An 18,923-nucleotide genomic window follows, 5' to 3' on the forward strand; every position below is an offset into this window, starting at 1 on the left:
CCGGGCGACCGGTCAGACGGGCTCGACGGACAGCGAGCGACGACCGCCGCGCGCGGGCCGGGCGCCGCCCGCACCCGCGAGGTCCGTGCGCAGCTCGCGCGGCAGGGAGAACATGAGGTCCTCCGTCGCGGTGCGCACCTCCTCGACCGTGTCGAACCCGTGGGACGCGAGGAGGGCCAGCACGTCGTCGACGAGGATCTCAGGCACCGAGGCGCCCGAGGTCACGCCGACGCTCGTCGCGCCGTCCAGCCACGCCGGGTCCACCTCGGCGGCGCGGTCCACGCGGTACGACGCGCGGGCGCCCGCCTGGAGCGCGACCTCCACGAGACGCACCGAGTTCGAGGAGTTCGCGGAGCCGACGACGATGACGACGTCGGCGTCCGGCGCCAGCTTCTTCACGGCGACCTGACGGTTCTGCGTCGCATAGCAGATGTCGTCGCTCGGCGGGTCCTGGAGCGTGGGGAACTTCTCCCGCAGGCGACGCACGGTCTCCATGGTCTCGTCGACGGACAGGGTCGTCTGCGAGATCCACACGACCTTGTCGGGGTCGCGCACGACGACGTCGTCGACGTGGTCCGGGGAGTCGACGACCTGCACGTGGTCCGGCGCCTCGCCGGCGGTGCCCTCGACCTCCTCGTGGCCGGTGTGGCCGATGAGGAGGATGTCGTAGTCGTCCTTGGCGAAGCGCACGGCCTCCTTGTGCACCTTCGTCACGAGCGGGCACGTCGCGTCGATCGTGTCGAGGTTGCGCGCGGCGGCCGCGGCCTTGACCGCGGGCGAGACGCCGTGGGCGGAGAAGACGACGCGCGCGCCCTCGGGCACCTCGTCCGTCTCCTCGACGAAGATCGCGCCGCGCTCGCGCAGCGTCTCGACGACGTGCTTGTTGTGCACGATCTCCTTGCGCACGTACACGGGGGCGCCGTAGTGCTCGAGGGCCTTCTCCACCGCGACGACCGCGCGGTCGACCCCCGCGCAGTAGCCGCGCGGCGCAGCGAGCAGGACGCGCTTGGCGCCGGGGTGCGGGACGGTGGTCGCGGCGTCGGACGTGGGGGCGGGAGAGGCGCTCACGCGACCAGTCTAGGTGGCCGGGCCCGGCCCGCCCGGCCCGCTGTCCCGGCCGGTGCTCGACGCACCCCCGGCCTGCACAGGACCGTCACACTCCTGCCCGCGTGGGCGGCATGGGGCAGGCTGGGGGCGTGGCACTCCCCTCGTCCCCGCCCGCGGGCCCCGCCTCGCCCGGTGCGGGCCTGCCCGCGGACGCCGCGCCCGCGCGACAGGCGCTCCCCGCCCGGGCGCTGGAGACGTCGGCCGAGCACCCGTGGCCCGTGCGCCTGCTCTCGCGGAAGATGGAGCAGTACATCGAGAAGATGCCTCCGGTCTGGGTCGAGGGCCAGGTCGTCCAGCTCAACCGGAGACCGGGCACGCCCACCGCGTTCCTCACGCTCCGCGACACCGACCAGGACCTGTCCCTGCCCGTCTCCGCGGCCGCGCGCGTCCTCGACGGGACGCCGCTGGAGGAGGGGGCGCACGTCGTCGTCCACGCCAAGCCCGAGTTCTGGAGCAGGCGGGGCGTGCTCCAGCTGCGCGCGAGCGAGATCCGGCCGGTGGGCGTGGGCGAGCTGCTCGCCCGGGTCGAGCACCTCCGCCGCGTCCTCGCGGCCGAGGGGCTGTTCGACGCCGACCGCAAGCGCCCCCTCCCGTTCCTCCCCCGGGTCGTCGGCCTCGTCTGCGGGCGGGAGTCCAAGGCGGAGCACGACGTCGTGGTGAACGCCCGGGCGCGCTGGCCCGAGGTGCGGTTCGAGATCCGCGAGGTCGCGGTCCAGGGCGTGCACGCCGTGCAGCAGGTGGGCGACGCGATCCGGGAGCTCGACGCGCGGGCCGAGGTCGAGGTGATCGTCGTGGCGCGCGGCGGCGGGTCGGTCGAGGACCTCCTGCCGTTCTCGAACGAGGCGCTCGTGCGGGTCGCGGCGGCGTGCCGCACTCCCCTGGTGAGCGCGATCGGCCACGAGACGGACTGCCCGCTGCTGGACCTCGTCGCGGACCACCGTGCGTCGACGCCGACGGCGGCGGCGAAGCGGGTGGTGCCGGACGTCTCGGAGGAACGCGCCCGGCTGGGCCAGGCCCGGGTGCGGCTGCGGACCGCCGTCGCCACCCGGGTGGACCGCGAGCAGGCCCTGCTCGACGCCGTCCGGTCGCGACCCGTGCTCGCCGCGCCCCACGTGATGCTCGACGACCGCGCCGAGCGCGTGGCCGGGTTGCGGGACCGCGCGCGGCGCGCGCTCGACGTGCGGCTCGTCCGGGCGACCGGGGACGTCGGGCGGCTGGAGGCGCAGGTGCGTGCGCTCTCCCCGGCGTCGACCCTCGACCGGGGGTACGCCGTGGTCCAGCGCGCCGACGGCCACGTGGTCCGCGCGCCCGGCGACGTCGCGGCCGGTGACGCGCTGCGCGTGCGTCTCGCCGCCGGCGAGCTGGGCGCCCGGGTCGAGACGACCACCGTGCCCGACCCGTCCCGCCCGGCGACCGCCGGGCGACGTTCCCGTCCAGATGAGGTTGAATGACGCCGTGACTCACTCCGACAACGCTGTCAGCCCGGAGGTCTCCGCGCTGTCGTACGAGCAGGCCCGGGACGAGCTCGTCCAGGTCGTCGCCCGGCTCGAGACCGGCGGGGAACCGCTCGAGGACTCGCTCGCGCTCTGGGAGCGCGGCGAGGCGCTGGCCGCGCGCTGCCAGGAGTGGCTCGACGGCGCGCGCGACCGCCTCGACGCCGCCCGCGCCCGCGACGCCGAGCCCGCAGACGCCCCCGACGAGAGGACCGAGACGGACCGATGACCACCACGACCACCGACGACCCGCGACGCGCCCCCGAGGGGACCGTGCTCGTCGTGGGGGAGGCGCTCATCGACGTCGTGCACCGCGCCGACGGCAGCGTCGACGAGCTGCCCGGCGGCAGCCTCGCCAACGTGGCGCTCACCCTCGGTCGCCTCGGGCGGCCCGTCCGCCTCGCGACCTGGGTCGGCGACGACGACCGCGGCGACGTCCTGCGGACCTGGCTCGCCGGGTCGGACGTCGTGCTCACCCCCGGAAGCACCGCGGCGCCGTCGACGAGCGTCGCCACCGCGCACCTCGACGAGCACGGCGCGGCGACCTACGAGTTCGACCTCGGGTGGGACCTGCCGGACCCGACCGTCGTCCCGACGGGAACCGTCGCCGTCCACACCGGGTCGATCGCGGCCGTCCTCGAACCCGGGGCGTCCGCCGTCCGTCGTCTCGTCGCGGAGGCCCGGTCGACGGCGACGGTCACCTACGACCCGAACGCGCGCCCCGCGCTCATGGGCGACCCTGTCGCGGCCCGCGCACGGATCGAGGAGCTCGTCGCGCTCGCCGACGTCGTCAAGGTCAGCGACGAGGACCTCGCGTGGCTCGTCCCCGGGACCGACCCTCTCGACGTCGCACGCGCGTGGCGCGCCCTCGGCCCTGCCGTCGTCGTCGTGACGTTCGGCGGCGAGGGCGCCGTCGCGGTCACCGCGAACGACGAGCAGCGTGTCGCCGCGCCGCGCGTGCGCGTCGTCGACACCGTCGGCGCGGGCGACTCCTTCATGGGTGCCCTCGTCGACGGCCTGGGCGACGCCGGGCTCCTGGGGGCCGACCGCCGCGAGGCCCTGCGCGCCGTCGACCCCACGACCCTGCGCACCGTCCTGGAGCGCTGCGTCGCCGTCGCCGCCGTCACGGTCTCCCGCGCCGGCGCCAACCCCCCGCGCCGCGCCGAGCTGCCCCCCGCTTGACCGCGACCCGTAAGGCATCACAGCGACCGAGCCTGATGAACTGAGGACCCATAGGGCAGGTCGCCGCGGGCGCGGGTCGCGTCGCCACGCGAAGGTGCGGCCGTCGCGGAGGGCGTGGGCTGGGTGCGCGAGCGCGGGTCGTAGCACCACGCGCAGAAGGTGCGGCCGTCACGGAGGGCGTGGGCAGGGTTCGAGGGCGCGGGTCGTGGCGGGTCTGGCGGGAGCCCGCGAGGGACGAGCGGGCGGATGGGAGACCCGCGCCCTCGAACCCGGCCCGCGCCCGAACCCGGCCCGAACCAGTCAAGCCCGCGCCCGGACGAGGCTCAGACCTGCGCGTCCTGCTTCTGCGCCCGCTCCATCGAGCGCTTGCGGTCCTCCACGTTCTCGTCCTCGATCCGCTGCGCCTCGTCCTCGTCGCGGGTGAGGTTCTCGCTCGTCTCGGGATCGAACACGAGCATCTTGGTGGGGTCGAACCACAGCTCGGTGGTGTCGCCGTCGCGCACCCGGGACTGGGAGTCGAGGGCGACGACGAACTGCGTGCGCAGCCCCTCGCCGTCGAGCTCGCGGTCGAGCTCCTCGAGCTGGCCCTTCACGGACTCGTGCATGTCGAAGGGGACGTACGCGTAGAGCTCGGCACCGAGCCACTCGGTGACGTCGATCTGCGCCTCGAAGGTGTGCCCGCGGTCCTTCTTCGACGGGTCGACGAGGCGTGAGTCCTCGAAGTGCTCGGGGCGGAGGCCGACGATGACGAGCTCGCGGTCGCCGACGGCGTCGCGCACGGCGTCGGGGAGGTCGAACTCGCCGAAGGGGAGCGTGATGCGTCCTCCGGAGACCTCGCCGGGAAGGAAGTTCATGGGGGGTGTGCCGATGAACCCGGCGACGAACAGGTTGACGGGCTGCTCGTAGAGCCCGCGGGGGCTCGCGACCTGCTGGAGGACGCCGCGGCGCAGGACGGCGACGCGGTCGCCGAGGGTCATGGCCTCGGTCTGGTCGTGGGTGACGTAGACGGTGGTGGTGCCGAGGCGGCGCTGGAGGCGGGCGATCTCGGTGCGGGTCTGTCCGCGGAGCTTGGCGTCGAGGTTCGAGAGGGGTTCGTCGAAGAGGAACGCCTTGGCGTCGCGGACGATCGCGCGGCCCATGGCGACGCGTTGGCGCTGGCCGCCGGACAGGTTGGCGGGCTTGCGGTCGAGGTGCTCGCGCAGGTCGAGCATGGCGGCGGCGCGTTCGACCTTCTCGCGGATCTCCTCCTCGCTGTGCCTGCCCTTCGCGAGCCGGAGGGGGAAGGCGATGTTCTCGGCGACGGTGAGGTGCGGGTAGAGGGCGTAGTTCTGGAACACCATGGCGAGGTCGCGCTCGCGCGGCGCTTTCTCGTTGACGCGGGTGCCGTCGATCTCGAGCTCGCCGGACGTGATGTCCTCGAGGCCGACGATCATGCGCAGCACGGTCGACTTCCCGGACCCGGAGGGTCCGACGAGGATGACGAACTCGCCGTCGGCGATGTCGAGGTTGACCTTGTCGACGGCGAGGAAGCCGTCTCCGTAGCGCTTGACGATGTCCGTGAGGGTGATCGACGCCATCAGGGCTCTCCTCGGTGTCGGCGGGGGCGGGGCGGGTGCGGGGTGCTCATCCCTTCACCGCTCCCTGGGTCAGTCCGGAGACGATCTGGCGCTGGAACAGCACGACGAGCACGACGACGGGGATCGTCACGACGACGGCGGCGGCGGAGATCGCGCCTGTGGGTTCTTCGAAGTAGGACGCGCCGGTGAAGAACGCGAGCGCGGCGGGAACGGGCCGGGCGGCGTTGGTGGAGGTGAGCGAGATGCCGTAGACGAAGTCGTTCCACGCGATGAAGAACGCGATGAGCGCGGTGGTGAACACCCCGGGGGCGGCGAGGGGCACGATGGCCTTGCGGAACGCCTGCCACGGGGTGGCGCCGTCGACCTGGGCGGCCTGCTCGAGCTCCCAGGGGATCTGCCGGAAGAACGCGGCGAGGGTCCAGATGGAGATCGGGAGGGTGAGCGACAGGTAGGGGATGATCAGGCCGATCCAGGTGTCGTAGAGCCCGATGTTGCGCCAGAGGTTGAACAGCGGGGTGACGATCGACACGACGGGGAAGATCGAGACGCCGAGCGCGGTGGTGAGGATGAGCCGCTTGCCGGGGAAGTCGAGCCGGGCGATCGCGTAGGCGCAGAGGGTGGCGAGGACGACGGCGATGACGGTCGCGATGAGGGAGATGCCGATGGAGTTGCGCAGGGCGGAGAGGAAGAGGTCCTGCGCGGACCCTCCGGTGGCGAGGATCTGCTCGTAGTTGTCGGTGCTCCACCGTGGGGGCAGGAACGTCCCGGAGTTGAGGTCGGAGGACGACTTGAAGCTCGTCATGAAGATCGACAGGACGGGGAACAGGGCACCGACGAGCACGACGACGGTGATGACGGCCCACCAGATCTTGGCCCGGGTGCTCAGGACGCTGCCCATCACTTCTCCCCTCTCGCGCCGGCGAGGTCGACCTTGAAGAGCTTGATCGCCACGAAGCAGATGAGCACGACGCACAGGAACAGCAGGACGGAGATCGCGGATCCCATGCCGATCTGGAGCTGGCCGATGGACGTGCGGTAGGCGAGCAGGGAGAGAACCTCGGTGTTGTTCGCGCCGTTGGTCATGATGAAGACGTTGTCGAAGATGCGGAACGCGTCGAGCGCCCGGAAGAGGACGGCGACCATGATGGCGGCCTTCATGTTGGGCACGATGACACGGGTGAACCGCTGCCAGGCCGTCGCGCCGTCGACCTTGGCGGCCTCCTCGAGGTCGCCGGGGACCTGGGCGAGGCCGGCGAGGAGCAGCAGGGAGATGAAGGGCGTGGTCTTCCAGACCTCGGACGCGATGATGACGAAGAGGCTGGTGCCCTGCTGGGCGAACCAGTTGAGGTCGGGCCCGACGCCAGGCACCCAGTCGAACCAGTTGTTGACGTACCCCGTGGTGATGTCGAAGGCGTAGAACCACGCGAACGCCGAGACGACGGTGATGATGCCGTAGGGGACGAGGGTCGCGGTGCGCAGGAGCCCGCGCAGCCTCCTGATCGCGCGGTGCATGACGAGCGCGAGGGCGAAGCCGAGGACGAGCTCGATCGCGACGGTGACGACCGTGATGAACAGGGTGACCCCGAGGTCCCGCCACCAGACGGGGTCGGTGAGGATGACGACGTAGTTGCTCAGCCCGACGAACGCGCGGTCGTCGGGCGCGGTGAGCTTGTAGTTGAACAGCGAGTCGTAGAACGCCTGGAGGATCGGGTAGAGGGTGACGGCGAGCATGACGACGAACGCGGGCCCGGCGAGGTACCAGCCGAGGCGGGCCTCGGCGCGCGCCCTGTCGCTGCGCGCAGCCTTGGCGGCGCGTTCTTCGGAACCGTCGTCGAGCCCGACGTCCCTGGCACTTCCCGGGATCGTGGTGCTCACAGCAGTCGCTCCCCTCGCAGCACGGCGGTGATGAACTCGGTGGACTGCTGTGGCGTGGTGTCGGGGTCGACGTCGGACGGCGGGTACCACGTCTGCTGGATGCCGGTCGAGACCTCGTTGTAGAACGGCGTCTGCGGGCGGGGCGCGGCCTGGTCGAGCGACTCGCGGATGACGTCGTACATGGGGAACGCCTCTTGGACGTCGGGGTCCTCGTACGCCTCGGTGTTCGACGCGGGGTTCCCGTTCGTCACGAAGTACTCGGCCTGGTTCTCGGGACTGACGATGCACTCGGTCGCCTGGTACGCGAGATCGGGGTGCGCGCCGAACGCCCCGACGCCGAGGCTGATGCCGCCGTAGGGCGGGCGCGACTCCTCGCCCTCGACGGTCCGCGGGTAGAGCGCCCACCCGATGTCGTCGAGGAGACCCTGGTCGAGCGACCCGTCGTCGACGGCGGTGGCGGTGGACGACCACACGAACGGCCAGTTGACCATGAACGACCCGCGGTCCCCCTGGAAGAGGGTGAGGGACGCGGGCTCGTCCTCGCTCGGCAGGCCGGGCCCGCCGACGCCGGACGTGCCGATCTCGCCGACGATCGCGGCCGCGGCCTCCCCGGCCTCGGACTCCAGGCCGAGCTGCAGCTCGTCCGCGGGGGCCTCCGGGTCCTCGATGATCTGGCCGCCGCCGCCCGCGACGAGCGCGTTGACCCAGACCGTCAGGGACTCGGCCTTGGCGCCCTGGACGGCGAGCAGCGCGTCCTGGTCCTGCGCGGCCTGCGTGATCTGCTCCCACGTGACCGGGCCGGACATGTCGAGTCCCGCTGCCTCGGCGACGGACTTGCGGTACCAGAGGAGCTGGGTGTTGGCCCAGAACGGGATCGCGACGAGCTCCTCCTTCCAGGTCGACGCGTCGATCGCGCCCTGCACGACGTCCTGCGTCGTGGCGTCCGCGACGTCCTGCGGGACCGGTGCGAGGAAGCCCGCCTCGGCGAACTCGGCGATGAACACGGGGTCGAGGCTCATGAGGTCGATCGAGCCGTCCTTGGCGGCGAGGCGGCGCGCGAGCTGCTCGCGCTGCGACGCGGCGTCGCGCGGCAGGAGCTCCGTGGTGACCCGGTAGGCGCCGTCGGCCTCCTCGGTGCAGCGGGCCGCGATCTCGGCCTGCCCGCCGGCGTCGGGGTTGATGTACCACGTGAGCACCGGCGTGCCGGAGTCCCCCGGTCCGCAGGCGGCGAGCGGCGCGAGGACCGCGAGTGCCGCCAGGGCGGCGAGCGGGCGGGTGCGTCGACGCACGGGCGGCTCCCTTCGTCGCGGGCTCATCGGCTCGGCGGCCGGAGCCGCTCCTCCCATGGCTACACCCGACCGGGTCGGCTCGCCACGCGAACGGCTCTCACCTGCGGCGTCGCGGTGCGCGATGATGGGCACCATGACTGCGACGGCGAACGAGCGCCCCCTGACCCCGACCGACGCCTGGGCGACCCTGCGGGCCGGCAACGACCGGTTCGTCGCGGACGCTCCCCTGCACCCCTCCCAGGGCGCGGACCGACGCCGCGAGACGTCGACCGGGCAGCACCCGCACACCGTCGTGTTCGGGTGCTCGGACTCGCGCGTCGCCGCGGAGATCATCTTCGACCAGGGCCTCGGCGACACGTTCGTGGTCCGCACCGCGGGCCACGTCGTCGACACGACCGTCATCGGCTCCATCGAGTACGGCGTCGAGGTGCTCGGCACCCCGCTCGTCGTGGTCCTCGGTCACGACTCGTGCGGCGCGGTGGGCGCGGCGGTGAACACGCTCACCACGGGGGCGCAGGCGGACGGGTTCGTGCGTGCCGTCGTCGACCGCGTCATCCCGTCGATCGCGAAGATCACGAGCGCGGGCGGCGGGTCGCTGGAGAGCATCGACCCCGACGTCCTGCGACGCGAGCACGTGCGCAACACGGTCGACATGCTGCACTCCTACTCGGCGGGGCTCGCCGCCGCCGTGGCCGAGGGACGCTGCGCGATCGTCGGCGTCGAGTACGACCTCGCGGAGGGTCGGGCCCGGCTCGTCGACGTCGTCGGCGAGGTGGGCGAGGCGCCCGTCCAGGACGCCTGAGCGTCCCGGCCGTCGCGGGCCGGGCGGGTTGCGGACGGCCTCCTGCCGTGCGGCAGGATGGCCCCATGACTGCAACCCCCGAGGCCCGCGACGCCGCGGCCGGCGACGCCACGCCCGAGTACCGGATCGAGCACGACACGATGGGTGAGGTGCGCGTCCCCGCGCACGCCCTGTACCGCGCGCAGACGCAGCGCGCCGTCGAGAACTTCCCCATCTCCGGCACCCCGCTCGAGCGCGGCCACATCGAGGCCCTCGCCCGCGTGAAGAAGGCCGCCGCGCGCGCCAACGCCGAGCTCGGCGTCCTCGACGAGGACGTCGCCGCCGCGATCGTCGCCGCCGCCGACGAGGTCGCCTCCGGCGTCCACGACGAGCACTTCCCCGTCGACGTGTTCCAGACGGGCTCCGGGACGTCGTCGAACATGAACACCAACGAGGTGCTCGCGACGCTCGCGACCCGCTCGCTGGGTCGCGACGTGCACCCCAACGACCACGTCAACGCGTCGCAGTCGTCGAACGACGTCTTCCCGACGTCGGTGCACGTCGCCGCGACCGCAGGTGTCGTGCGTGACCTCGTCCCCGCCCTGGAGCACCTCGCGGGCGAGCTCGAGGCGAAGGCGAGCGAGTTCGCGACGGTGGTGAAGTCGGGTCGTACCCACCTCATGGACGCGACCCCGGTGACGCTCGGCCAGGAGTTCGGCGGGTACGCCGCCGCGATCCGCTACGGGGTCGAGCGCCTGCAGGCGGCCCTCCCCCGCGCCGCGGAGGTCCCCCTCGGCGGCACGGCCGTCGGCACGGGTATCAACACCCCGGCGGGCTTCCCGCAGCGCGTCATCGCCCTCCTCGTCGAGGACACGGGCCTGCCGATCACCGAGGCGCGCGACCACTTCGAGGCGCAGTCCTCGCGCGACGGGCTCGTCGAGCTCTCCGGCGCGCTGCGCACCGTCGCCGTGTCCCTGACGAAGATCTGCAACGACCTGCGCTGGATGGGCTCCGGCCCGAACACCGGCCTCGGCGAGATCTTCATCCCCGACCTGCAGCCGGGCAGCTCGATCATGCCGGGCAAGGTCAACCCCGTCGTGCCGGAGGCCGTCCTCATGGTGGCGGCGCGCGTCGTCGGCAACGACGCGACGGTCGCCTGGGCCGGTGCGAGCGGCTCCTTCGAGCTCAACGTGCAGATCCCCGTCATCGCCCAGGGCGTGCTGGAGTCGGTCCGCCTCCTCGCCAACGCCTCGCGCGTCCTCGCCGACAAGACCGTCGCCGGGATCACCGCGAACGTCGAGCGCGCCCTCGCCCTCGCCGGGTCGTCGCCGTCGATCGTCACGCCCCTCAACCGCGTCATCGGCTACGAGGCCGCTGCGAAGGTCGCGAAGCACTCCGTGCAGGAGGGCGTCACGGTGCGTCAGGCCGTGATCGACCTCGGGTTCGTCGAGCGCGGCGAGGTCACCGAGGCCCAGCTCGACGCCGCCCTCGACGTCCTGTCGATGACGCGCCCGCCCCAGGCCTGACCGCTCCGCCCACGCCGGCCGGGCCGCCCCCGACCACGAGGTTGCTGTCGTTCTCGGCTCGTTGACGACAGCAACCTCGTGCTCGACGGCGAGCGGGTCCGTTCTCGAGGCGACGGCCGGGCGAGGCGCGGGGTGAGGGACGGGGCGGGGCGCCGGTCTCAGACCTCGATCGACTCCAGCATCTCGGTGACGAGCGCCGCGACGGGCGACCGCTCGGACCGCGTGAGCGTCACGTGGGCGAACAGCGGGTGGCCCTTGAGCGCCTCGATGACGGCGGCGACGCCGTCGTGCCGGCCGACGCGCAGGTTGTCGCGCTGGGCCACGTCGTGCGTGAGGACGACGCGCGAGGACTGCCCGATGCGCGACAGCACCGTGAGGAGCACGTTGCGTTCGAGCGACTGGGCCTCGTCGACGATGACGAACGCGTCGTGCAGGGACCGGCCGCGGATGTGCGTGAGCGGCAGCACCTCGAGCATCTCGCGGTCGATCACCTCGTCGAGGACGGACGGGGAGACGAGCGCGCCGAGCGTGTCGTAGACGGCCTGCGCCCAGGGGTTCATCTTCTCGGCCTCGGAGCCCGGGAGGTAGCCGAGCTCCTGCCCGCCGACCGCGTAGAGGGGCCGGAACACGACGACCTTGCGGTGCTGGCGGCGCTCCATGACGGCTTCGAGGCCGGCGCAGAGCGCGAGCGCGGACTTGCCGGTCCCGGCGCGGCCGCCGAGGGAGACGATGCCGACGCTCTCGTCGAGCAGCAGGTCGATGGCGACGCGCTGCTCGGCGGACCGCCCGTGCAGCCCGAACACCTCGCGGTCGCCGCGGACGAGCTGGACGTGCTTGTCGGCGGTGACCCGGCCCAGCGCGGAGCCGCGCGGCGAGTGGACGACGAGGCCGGTGTGGCAGTGCAGCGGGCCGGCCGCCTCCGCGACGGCGGGGTCGAGGCTCGCGACCTCGACGGATTCGTGCTCCCACAGGGCGGCCATCTGCTCGTCGGTGAGGTCGACCTGGCTCATCCCGGTCCACCCGGAGTCGACGGCCAGCTCGTGCCGGTACTCCTCGGCGCGCAGTCCGACGGCGGACGCCTTGACGCGCATCGGCAGGTCCTTGGACACGACGGTGACGTCGTGACCCTCGGACGCGAGGTTGGCCGCGACGGACAGGATGCGCGTGTCGTTGTCGCCGAGGCGGAAGCCGGCGGGCAGCACGGCGGGGTCCGTGTGGTTGAGCTCGACGCGCAGCGTGCCGCCGGCGTCGCCGACGGGGATGGGGGCGTCGAGGCGCCCGTGCTTCACCCGCAGGTCGTCGAGCATGCGCAGCGCGCTGCGGGCGAAGTACCCGAGCTCGGCGTGGTGGCGCTTGGCCTCGAGCTCGGTGACGACGACGACGGGCAGCACGACGTCGTGCTCGGCGAAGCGGCCGATGGCGCGCGGGTCGCTCAGCAGGACCGAGGTGTCGACGACGAACGTCCGGAGCCCGTCGGCCGGACCGCCGTCGGGGGTGGTGCTGGGGGTGGGTGAGGTGTGGACCACGGGGGCTCCCCTCCGGCGCGCGAACGCCGTGCTCTTCCAGGGCGTGGCAGGCGACCGGCCGATGAGCCGCAGGTGCCGCGGCTCAGCAGCGCCGGTGCCGGCCCTCCTGAGCGGAGCGTGAACCCCATCGGCTGGCCTCCCGGAGGACGGCGGTGGTGCCGTCCGTCCCTCGCGAAACTACGCCCGTGTGATTCGGATCACCAGCCCTGCGTGCCCGTGTCGCCGAGGTTTAACCCGCCGTTCACGCACGCCGGAGACGTCGGGCGGGGGCCTCTCAGTGCTCGGGGCGCCGGGCGGACATGGCCAGGGCGCACACGAGTCCCACGACGAGGACGGCTGCGGTGACGGCGAGCGTCTGCCCGACGGCGGTGGCGAACCCCTGGTGGACCGCGACCGTGGCGGCGTCGGTCACCTGGCGCGCGACGTCGTCGGGCACCCCGGGCGGGAGCTCGAACGACCCGCTCTGGGCGCCCTGCAGGGACCCGGCGCCCGCGAAGGCGTCGACGAACTGCTGCCGGAACGCGGCGGGCAGGGTGGCCGCGGCGTCGCGCGCAGCGGCGGGCAGCTCGACGGCGAGGCGTGCGGTGAGCGTCGCGACGACCGCCGCCGACCCGATGACGCCGCCCACCTGGCGGGTCGTGTTGAAGGCGCCCGCACCCGCGCCCGCGGTGGCGTGGTCGAGCCCGGACGTGGCGAGGTTCGCGAGGGGCGAGAAGACGCACCCGGTGCCGAGGCCGAACAGGGCCATGGGCGCCACGATCGTCGTGACCGCGACGCCGGGCGCGACGACCGCCGCGAGCCACCCGATCGCCACGGCGAGCACCGCGAATCCCGTCGCGACGACCCACTTCGGCGGGATCCGGTCGGACAGCCGCCCGGCGAGGGGCGCGACGACCCCGGACACGAGCGAGCCCGGCAGGTTCACGAGGGCGGCGTGCAGCGGCGACAGGCCGAGGATCGACTGCAGGAAGAGGGTCAGCGGGAAGAAGATGCCGATCATCGCGAACGACACGGACATGCCCGCGACGTTCGCGAGGGAGAAGTTCCGCGAGCGGAAGAGCCGCAGCGGCAGGAGCGCGTCGTCCCCGAGCCGGCGCTGCCACAGGACGAAGCCGACGAGCACGACGAGACCCACGACGACGAGACCCCAGACGGTGACGGGGCCGGCGATCGTCCCCCAGTCGTACGTCTCACCCTCCTGGAGCCCGAACACGACGGCGAAGAGCCCGACGACGGACAGCACGACGCCGACGACGTCGAACGGTCGCCGGTTCGTCGCGAGGCGCGGGAGCCGGGAGAGCGCGAGCCAGAGCGCGACGACGCCGACGGGGACGTTGACGAAGAAGATCCACTCCCAGCCCCACGTCTCGACGAACACGCCGCCGAGCAGGGGGCCCGCGATGGTCGCGACGCCCGCGGTCGCGCCCCACAGCCCCATCGCGGCGCCGCGCTGACGCGGCGGGAACACGCGCGTGATCATCGCCATGGTCTGCGGCGTCATGAGGGCGGCGCCGACGCCTTGGACGACGCGCGCGGCGATCAGCGTGCCGATCGACCCGGACAGCCCGCACCACGCGGACGCGAGCGTGAACACGGCGAGACCCGCGACGAACACGCGCCCGGGGCCGAACCGGTCGCCGAGCCGCCCGGACAGCAGCAGGAGCACCGCGAACGAGAGCAGGTAGGCGCTGTTCACCCAGCCGACGGCGACGAGCGACGCGTCGAGCTCGCGCTGGAGGGTGGGCACGGCGATGTTCACGATCGTCGTGTCGACCATGATCATGAAGAAGCCGAGGATGAGCGGCGGCAGGACGCTCCACGCGCTGCGGCCGTGCAGGTCGACGAGCGGCACGACGCGCGAGCCGGAGCCGGGCGCGTCCGTGGTGCGGGGCTCGGCGCCCGGGGTGGGAGTGGTCACGGGGTCTCCTGGGGTGGGCGTGCGTGCGTCGCGTCGTGGTGGGGCGCGTCGTCGGGGAGCGTGAGGGCGTCGAGGGTGGGGCGGAACTCCGCGGCGGGCGCCTCGGTCCAGCTCAGGTCTCCGGACGCGACCGCCCCGGTGGTCGCGTCGAGCCACGCGATCTCCGCCTCGACCTGGTGCAGCTCGTACGACGCGTCGAGCAGGTACCGGCGGGGCAGGCCGCGCGCGACGACGGCGTCGAGCCGTTCGCGCACGCCGTCGACAGCCGCGGCGAGCGCCGCGCGGCGTTCGCGCAGCAGGGCGAGGGCGTCGTCGCGCGGCAGGTCGTGCAGGAGCGCGAGACCGACGGGGAACACGGGGTACTCGGACGGGGTCTGCCGCACGAGGTCGCGGGTGCGGGACTCGTGCGCGGCACGCCCGGCGGCGGTGATGGCGTAGACGGTCCGCTCGGGCCGGTTGCCGTCGCGGTGCACCCCGGTGCGCTCGACGAGGCCGTCGCGCTCCAGCCGGTCGACGGCGTGGTAGACGGCGCCGGGGTTGAGCCGAACGAGGCGGTCGTCGCGGCGTCTGCGCAGGCGGCACAGCATCTCGTAGGGGTGCATGGGCTGCTCGCGCAGGACGGCGAGGACGAGGGTCGCCGTGGGGCTGAGGCGAGGGGCGGGCACGGCGGTCTCCGGAGGGGGACGAGGCAGGACAGGTGGCGCCAGCGCATCGCGGGGGCGCAGGACCGGACGGTCCCACAAGGCCCCGTGCGGAATATTCAGTTCGGAATATACGCCCGCGACGGCGGGCCCGTCGACCCCGCTCGCACCCCCGACGCCACGCGCGTAGGTTCACCGGACATGAGCGTCACCGACCTGCTCGACCTCGACGCCACCGCGCTCGCCGCCGCGCTCCGCACCGGCGACACCTCTCCGACCGAGGTGCTCGACGCCACGCTGGACGCCGCCGCGCAGGTGGGCGCCGCCGTCGGCGCGTTCACGGTCCTCGCCGCCGAGCACGCCCGCGCGCAGGCGAGCACCGCCGAAGCCGCGCTCGTCGCGGCACGGCGAGCGGGCGACGTCGGGCGCTCCCCCGCCACGAGCCCCGGTGCCCTGCCGCCGTTCCTCGGCGTGCCGTGCCCGGTGAAGGACCTGACCATGGTCGAGGGCGTGCCGATGCGCGCCGGCTCGGCCGCGATCGACGCGTTCCTCGCCCCGGTCGACGACGGGGTGGTCACGCTCCTGCGTGCCGCCGGGACCGTCATGGTCGGCAAGACGACGACGCCCGAGCTCGGCCTGCCCTGCTACACCGAGCCCGACGTCGGCCCCACCGCCCGCACCCCGTGGGACCTCGACCGGTCCGCCGGCGGGTCCAGCGGGGGCGCCGCGGCCGCCGTCGCGGCGCGCGTCGTCCCCGTGGCGCACGGGAGCGACGGCGGCGGGTCGCTGCGCATCCCCGCGAGCGCGTGCGGGCTCGTCGGGCTCAAGCCGTCCCGCGGGCTCGTCAGCCCCGGCCCGCACGGGGTCGACGGCGCGGGGCTCGCCACCCACGGCGTCCTCACCCGCTCCGTGCGCGACACCGCGGCGTTCCTCGACGTCCTCGCCCGGCCGTGGCCCGGCGACACCTTCACCGCGCGGCTCGACGCCCCGCCCGCCGGGCGCCCGCTCCGCGTCGGCCTGCTGCTCGACCCCGTCATCTCCGCCGACGCGCCCGTGCACCCCGACTGCTCCGGCGCGGCACGAGCCACAGCGACGCTCCTGGAGGACCTCGGCCACGACGTCGTCGAGATCCCCCCGCCGTTCGGCGCGGACCGGTGGGACGCCTTCGCGGCGCTGTGGTCCGTCGGCGCGCTCCAGGCACCCGTCCCCGCCGACCGCGAGCACCTCCTCGTCCCCCTGACCCGCTGGCTGCGCGAGCGCGGTCGCAGCGCCACCGGGCTCGAGCACGCGACCGCGCTCGTCGAGGTGCAGCGGCTCACCCGCGACGTGGCCGCCGCGTGGGAGGGGCTCGACGTCGTGCTCTCCCCCACCCTCGCCCAGCCGCCCGCGCTCGTCGGCACGCAGCGCGACGACGCCGACCCCGCCGCCGACTTCGCCGCGCAGACCGCGTTCACGCCCTGGACGAGCGTGTGGAACCTCACGGGCCGCCCCGCGATCTCCCTCCCCCTCGGCGAGGCGCAGGTCGCCGGCCGGGGTCACACGAGCCGGACCGTGCCCGTGGGCGTCATGCTCGGCGCCGACCACGGCCAGGACGCGCTCCTGCTCGACCTCGCAGCGCGACTGGAGGACGCCGCACCGTGGGCCGACCGCCGCCCGGGGCCGACACCGTGACCGTCTACGTCGCGCTCCTGTTCGCGGTCAACGTCGGCGGCCGGAAGGTCCCGTCGACCAGGCTGCGCGAGCTCGCCGGCGACCTCGGCCTCGGGGACGCCCGCACCGTCGTCAACAGCGGCAACCTCGTCGTCACGCCGGGCACGTCGGGCGTCACCGGGCCCGACGACGTCGCGCGCCTCGTCCGCGGCGGCGTCGCCGACCGCTTCGGCGTCGACGCGGCCGTCGCCGTCCTGACCGCGGAGCGCCTGCGCAAGGTCGTGCTCGGCAACCCGTTGCCCGACGACGCGCGCGACCGCCCCGCGGCGCTGCTCGTCCACGTCGGCGAGTTCCCCGTCGACCCGGACGCCGCCGCGGCGATCGACGCGCGCCCGGGGAAGGAGCGAGCCGCCGTCGCGAACGGCGTCCTCTACGTCGCCTATCCGGACGGCGTCGGCCGCTCGACGCTCACCACCGCCACCCTCACCCGGGCCGCCGGGACCCCCGTCACCGGCCGCAACTGGAACACCACCACCCGCCTCCTCGCCCTCGCCGACGAGCTCGCCGACACCTGACCCCGCCCCCGCCCGCGAGGGAGCACCGCAGTCCGCCGAGGGAGTACCCAGGTGCGCCGGCAACGGCCCAGTCCCTGGTCGGTCCTGCCCGACGGCGAGCAGTCACCAGGGTGGGACGGCACCGGGAGGGGTCGGTGGGGCGCCGCGTCGTGGCGGGTCTGGCGGGAGCCGCGAGGAACGAGCGGCGGAGGGAAGACGCGGCGCCCCACCCACCCCGACACCCGAGGCGACCACGCGCCGTCGGGCACGAGAACCCCGGTACTCCCCCGGCCAACCCCGGTACTACCTCGCGCGACCAGGGTCTTCCCTCGCGGACGCCGGACACGTCGGCGGCGGGCGGCGTCGGACCGGTAAGATCGAGCACCGGTGTGCCGGGAAGTCTGGTCGGCCACGGACCCCGCGACGCCGGGCCGTGCCATGCTCTCCCCGACCCCAGGAGCACGATGTCCCACGCCCCTGCACCTTCCACCCCGCCCTCCGCCCTGGCGCGCGTCCGCCGGTGGGCGAGCCGTGAGACGACGGGCGGCGCGTTGCTCATCGGCGCGGCGATCCTCGCGCTCGTGTGGGCGAACTCACCGTGGCGCGATGCCTACATCACCCTCTCGGACACGGTCGTCGGACCGTCGTCCCCGCTGCACCTCGACCTGAGCCTGGAGGCGTGGGCGGCCGACGGCCTGCTCGCGATCTTCTTCTTCGTCGTCGGGCTGGAGCTCAAGCACGAGTTCGTCGCGGGGAGCCTGCGCAACCCGAAGCAGGCGGGCGTGCCGATGCTCGCGGCAGTGGGCGGCATGGCGGTGCCCGCGCTGATCTTCGTGGTCGTCCTCATGGTGACGGGCGACTCCTCCGCGCTGCACGGTTGGGCGATCCCCACCGCGACGGACATCGCGTTCGCGCTCGGCGTGCTCGCGGTGTTCGGCCGTGGTCTGCCGGCGGCGATCCGCACGTTCCTGCTCACGCTGGCCGTCGTCGACGACCTGCTCGCGATCATCATCATCGCGATCTTCTACACGGCCGACCTGGACTGGACGTTCCTCGGCCTGTCGTTCGCCGCCGTCGCGCTGTACGCGCTGCTGGTGCGCTCGCGCCGCCCGCGCTGGTGGTTCCTGCTCCCGGTCGCGCTCGTCGCGTGGGCGTTCATGCACGAGTCGGGGGTCCACGCGACGATCGCGGGCGTGCTGCTCGGCTTCATGGTGCCGGCGGTCGCGGTGCACGGCGAGGCCGATTCCCGCACGCACCGGTACGAGGCCGCGATCCGGCCCGTCTCGCAGGGGATCGCGCTGCCGGTGTTCGCGTTCTTCGCCGCGGGCGTGACGTTCGTCGGGGGCGACGAGGGCCTGTCCGGGATCCTGGCCCAGCCCGTGGTCCTCGCCATCGTGCTCGGCCTCGTGCTCGGCAAGCTCGTCGGCGTGCTGGGCGTGACCGCCCTCGTCACGCGCGTGACGCCGCTGCGCCTCGCTGCCGGCATCGGTGTGCGCGACCTCCTGCCGGTCGGGTTCCTCGCCGGGATCGGGTTCACCGTGTCGCTCCTCATCGCGGAGCTGTCCTACCCCGACGCGATCCACACGGACGGCGCGAAGATCGCGATCCTCGTCGCGTCGACCCTCGCCGCCGTGCTCGCCGCGCTCACGCTGCGCTGGGACGCGAAGCGTGCCCGCACGAACGACATGAACCGCGACGACCTCCCCGACAACGTGACGGACTTCATCGGCGACGAGAAGGACCGCCTCGAGCACTGAGCCGCGGCAGCCCCGTCCGACGGGCGGTGCCCGACCACCGGTCGGGC

The 18,923-nt window shown here is 73.7% G+C and carries 16 protein-coding genes; 8 read left to right on the forward strand and 8 right to left on the reverse strand.

The annotated features are described in order from the left end of the window. Window positions 1-12 precede the first annotated feature (12 nt). A complete protein-coding gene (locus LGQ04_RS08250; RefSeq protein ID WP_229243218.1) occupies window positions 13-1,068 on the reverse strand; it encodes a 4-hydroxy-3-methylbut-2-enyl diphosphate reductase in 1,056 nt (351 codons plus the stop codon). A 128-nt stretch (window positions 1,069-1,196) separates the two neighbouring features. On the opposite strand from LGQ04_RS08250, the gene xseA reads away from it, so the two are divergent. Genes xseA through LGQ04_RS08265 form a run of 3 tightly spaced genes read left to right on the forward strand, consistent with a single transcriptional unit; the run spans window position 1,197 to window position 3,782 of the window. Beyond that, entirely contained in the window at window positions 1,197-2,558 is a 1,362-nt protein-coding gene (gene xseA / locus LGQ04_RS08255; RefSeq protein ID WP_372470014.1) for an exodeoxyribonuclease VII large subunit, read from the forward strand. Next, window positions 2,545-2,829, forward strand: a complete 285-nt coding sequence (locus tag LGQ04_RS08260; RefSeq protein ID WP_372470016.1) for an exodeoxyribonuclease VII small subunit — start codon at window positions 2,545-2,547, stop codon at window positions 2,827-2,829. Before xseA ends, LGQ04_RS08260 begins: the two co-directional genes overlap by 14 nt. Further along, window positions 2,826-3,782 (forward strand): carbohydrate kinase family protein, encoded by a 957-nt coding sequence (locus LGQ04_RS08265; RefSeq protein WP_229243220.1) that lies wholly within the window; start codon window positions 2,826-2,828, stop codon window positions 3,780-3,782. Before LGQ04_RS08260 ends, LGQ04_RS08265 begins: the two co-directional genes overlap by 4 nt. Before the next feature lie 323 nt (window positions 3,783-4,105). On the opposite strand, the gene LGQ04_RS08270 is transcribed toward LGQ04_RS08265, so the two are convergent. From LGQ04_RS08270 to LGQ04_RS08285, 4 genes are read right to left on the reverse strand one after another with little or no spacing between them, the layout of a single operon-like run. After that, complete coding sequence (locus tag LGQ04_RS08270; RefSeq protein WP_229243221.1) at window positions 4,106-5,359, reverse strand: ABC transporter ATP-binding protein; 1,254 nt, start codon at window positions 5,357-5,359, stop codon at window positions 4,106-4,108. Between the two features lie 46 nt (window positions 5,360-5,405). Beyond that, a complete protein-coding gene (locus LGQ04_RS08275) occupies window positions 5,406-6,257 on the reverse strand; it encodes a carbohydrate ABC transporter permease (protein ID WP_229243222.1) in 852 nt (283 codons plus the stop codon). Then, window positions 6,257-7,234: a carbohydrate ABC transporter permease gene (locus LGQ04_RS08280; RefSeq protein WP_372470018.1), complete on the reverse strand. Its 978-nt coding sequence runs from the start codon at window positions 7,232-7,234 to the stop codon at window positions 6,257-6,259. Before LGQ04_RS08280 ends, LGQ04_RS08275 begins: the two co-directional genes overlap by 1 nt. After that, window positions 7,231-8,523 (reverse strand): extracellular solute-binding protein, encoded by a 1,293-nt coding sequence (locus LGQ04_RS08285; protein ID WP_229243223.1) that lies wholly within the window; start codon window positions 8,521-8,523, stop codon window positions 7,231-7,233. The genes LGQ04_RS08280 and LGQ04_RS08285 overlap by 4 nt, the downstream gene beginning before the upstream one ends. 133 nt (window positions 8,524-8,656) lie before the next feature. On the opposite strand from LGQ04_RS08285, the gene LGQ04_RS08290 reads away from it, so the two are divergent. Further along, entirely contained in the window at window positions 8,657-9,325 is a 669-nt protein-coding gene (locus LGQ04_RS08290) for a carbonic anhydrase (RefSeq protein ID WP_229243224.1), read from the forward strand. Window positions 9,326-9,390: 65 nt separating this feature from the next. Beyond that, window positions 9,391-10,830 (forward strand): class II fumarate hydratase, encoded by a 1,440-nt coding sequence (locus tag LGQ04_RS08295; RefSeq protein WP_229243225.1) that lies wholly within the window; start codon window positions 9,391-9,393, stop codon window positions 10,828-10,830. Between the two features lie 158 nt (window positions 10,831-10,988). Here the strand turns inward: LGQ04_RS08295 and phoH2 are convergent, their stop codons facing one another. The 3 genes from phoH2 to LGQ04_RS08310 all read right to left on the reverse strand — a co-directional run bounded on the left by phoH2 (window position 10,989) and on the right by LGQ04_RS08310 (window position 14,939). Next, window positions 10,989-12,356 carry an RNA 5'-3' helicase PhoH2 gene (gene phoH2 / locus LGQ04_RS08300; protein WP_229243226.1) on the reverse strand — a complete coding sequence of 456 codons (1,368 nt, stop codon included), beginning with the start codon at window positions 12,354-12,356 and terminating at the stop codon, window positions 10,989-10,991. 274 nt (window positions 12,357-12,630) lie between these two features. Next, window positions 12,631-14,208, reverse strand: coding sequence for an MDR family MFS transporter (locus LGQ04_RS08305; protein ID WP_229243521.1), 1,578 nt, complete (start codon window positions 14,206-14,208; stop codon window positions 12,631-12,633). A gap of 62 nt (window positions 14,209-14,270) precedes the next feature. Beyond that, entirely contained in the window at window positions 14,271-14,939 is a 669-nt protein-coding gene (locus LGQ04_RS08310; protein ID WP_229243227.1) for a PadR family transcriptional regulator, read from the reverse strand. A gap of 177 nt (window positions 14,940-15,116) precedes the next feature. Between LGQ04_RS08310 and LGQ04_RS08315 the strand changes: the two genes are divergently transcribed. The 3 genes from LGQ04_RS08315 (at window position 15,117) to nhaA (ending at window position 18,876) form a co-directional block, all read left to right on the forward strand. After that, window positions 15,117-16,586, forward strand: coding sequence for an amidase (locus LGQ04_RS08315; RefSeq protein ID WP_229243228.1), 1,470 nt, complete (start codon window positions 15,117-15,119; stop codon window positions 16,584-16,586). Beyond that, window positions 16,553-17,140 (forward strand): DUF1697 domain-containing protein, encoded by a 588-nt coding sequence (locus tag LGQ04_RS08320; protein ID WP_229243229.1) that lies wholly within the window; start codon window positions 16,553-16,555, stop codon window positions 17,138-17,140. The genes LGQ04_RS08315 and LGQ04_RS08320 overlap by 34 nt, the downstream gene beginning before the upstream one ends. Window positions 17,141-17,583: 443 nt before the next feature. Further along, entirely contained in the window at window positions 17,584-18,876 is a 1,293-nt protein-coding gene (nhaA, locus tag LGQ04_RS08325) for a Na+/H+ antiporter NhaA (RefSeq protein ID WP_229243230.1), read from the forward strand. Window positions 18,877-18,923 lie beyond the last annotated feature (47 nt).

This window comes from Cellulosimicrobium marinum (assembly GCF_020551945.1).
GTDB classification, from domain to species: Bacteria; Actinomycetota; Actinomycetes; order Actinomycetales; family Cellulomonadaceae; genus Cellulosimicrobium; species Cellulosimicrobium marinum.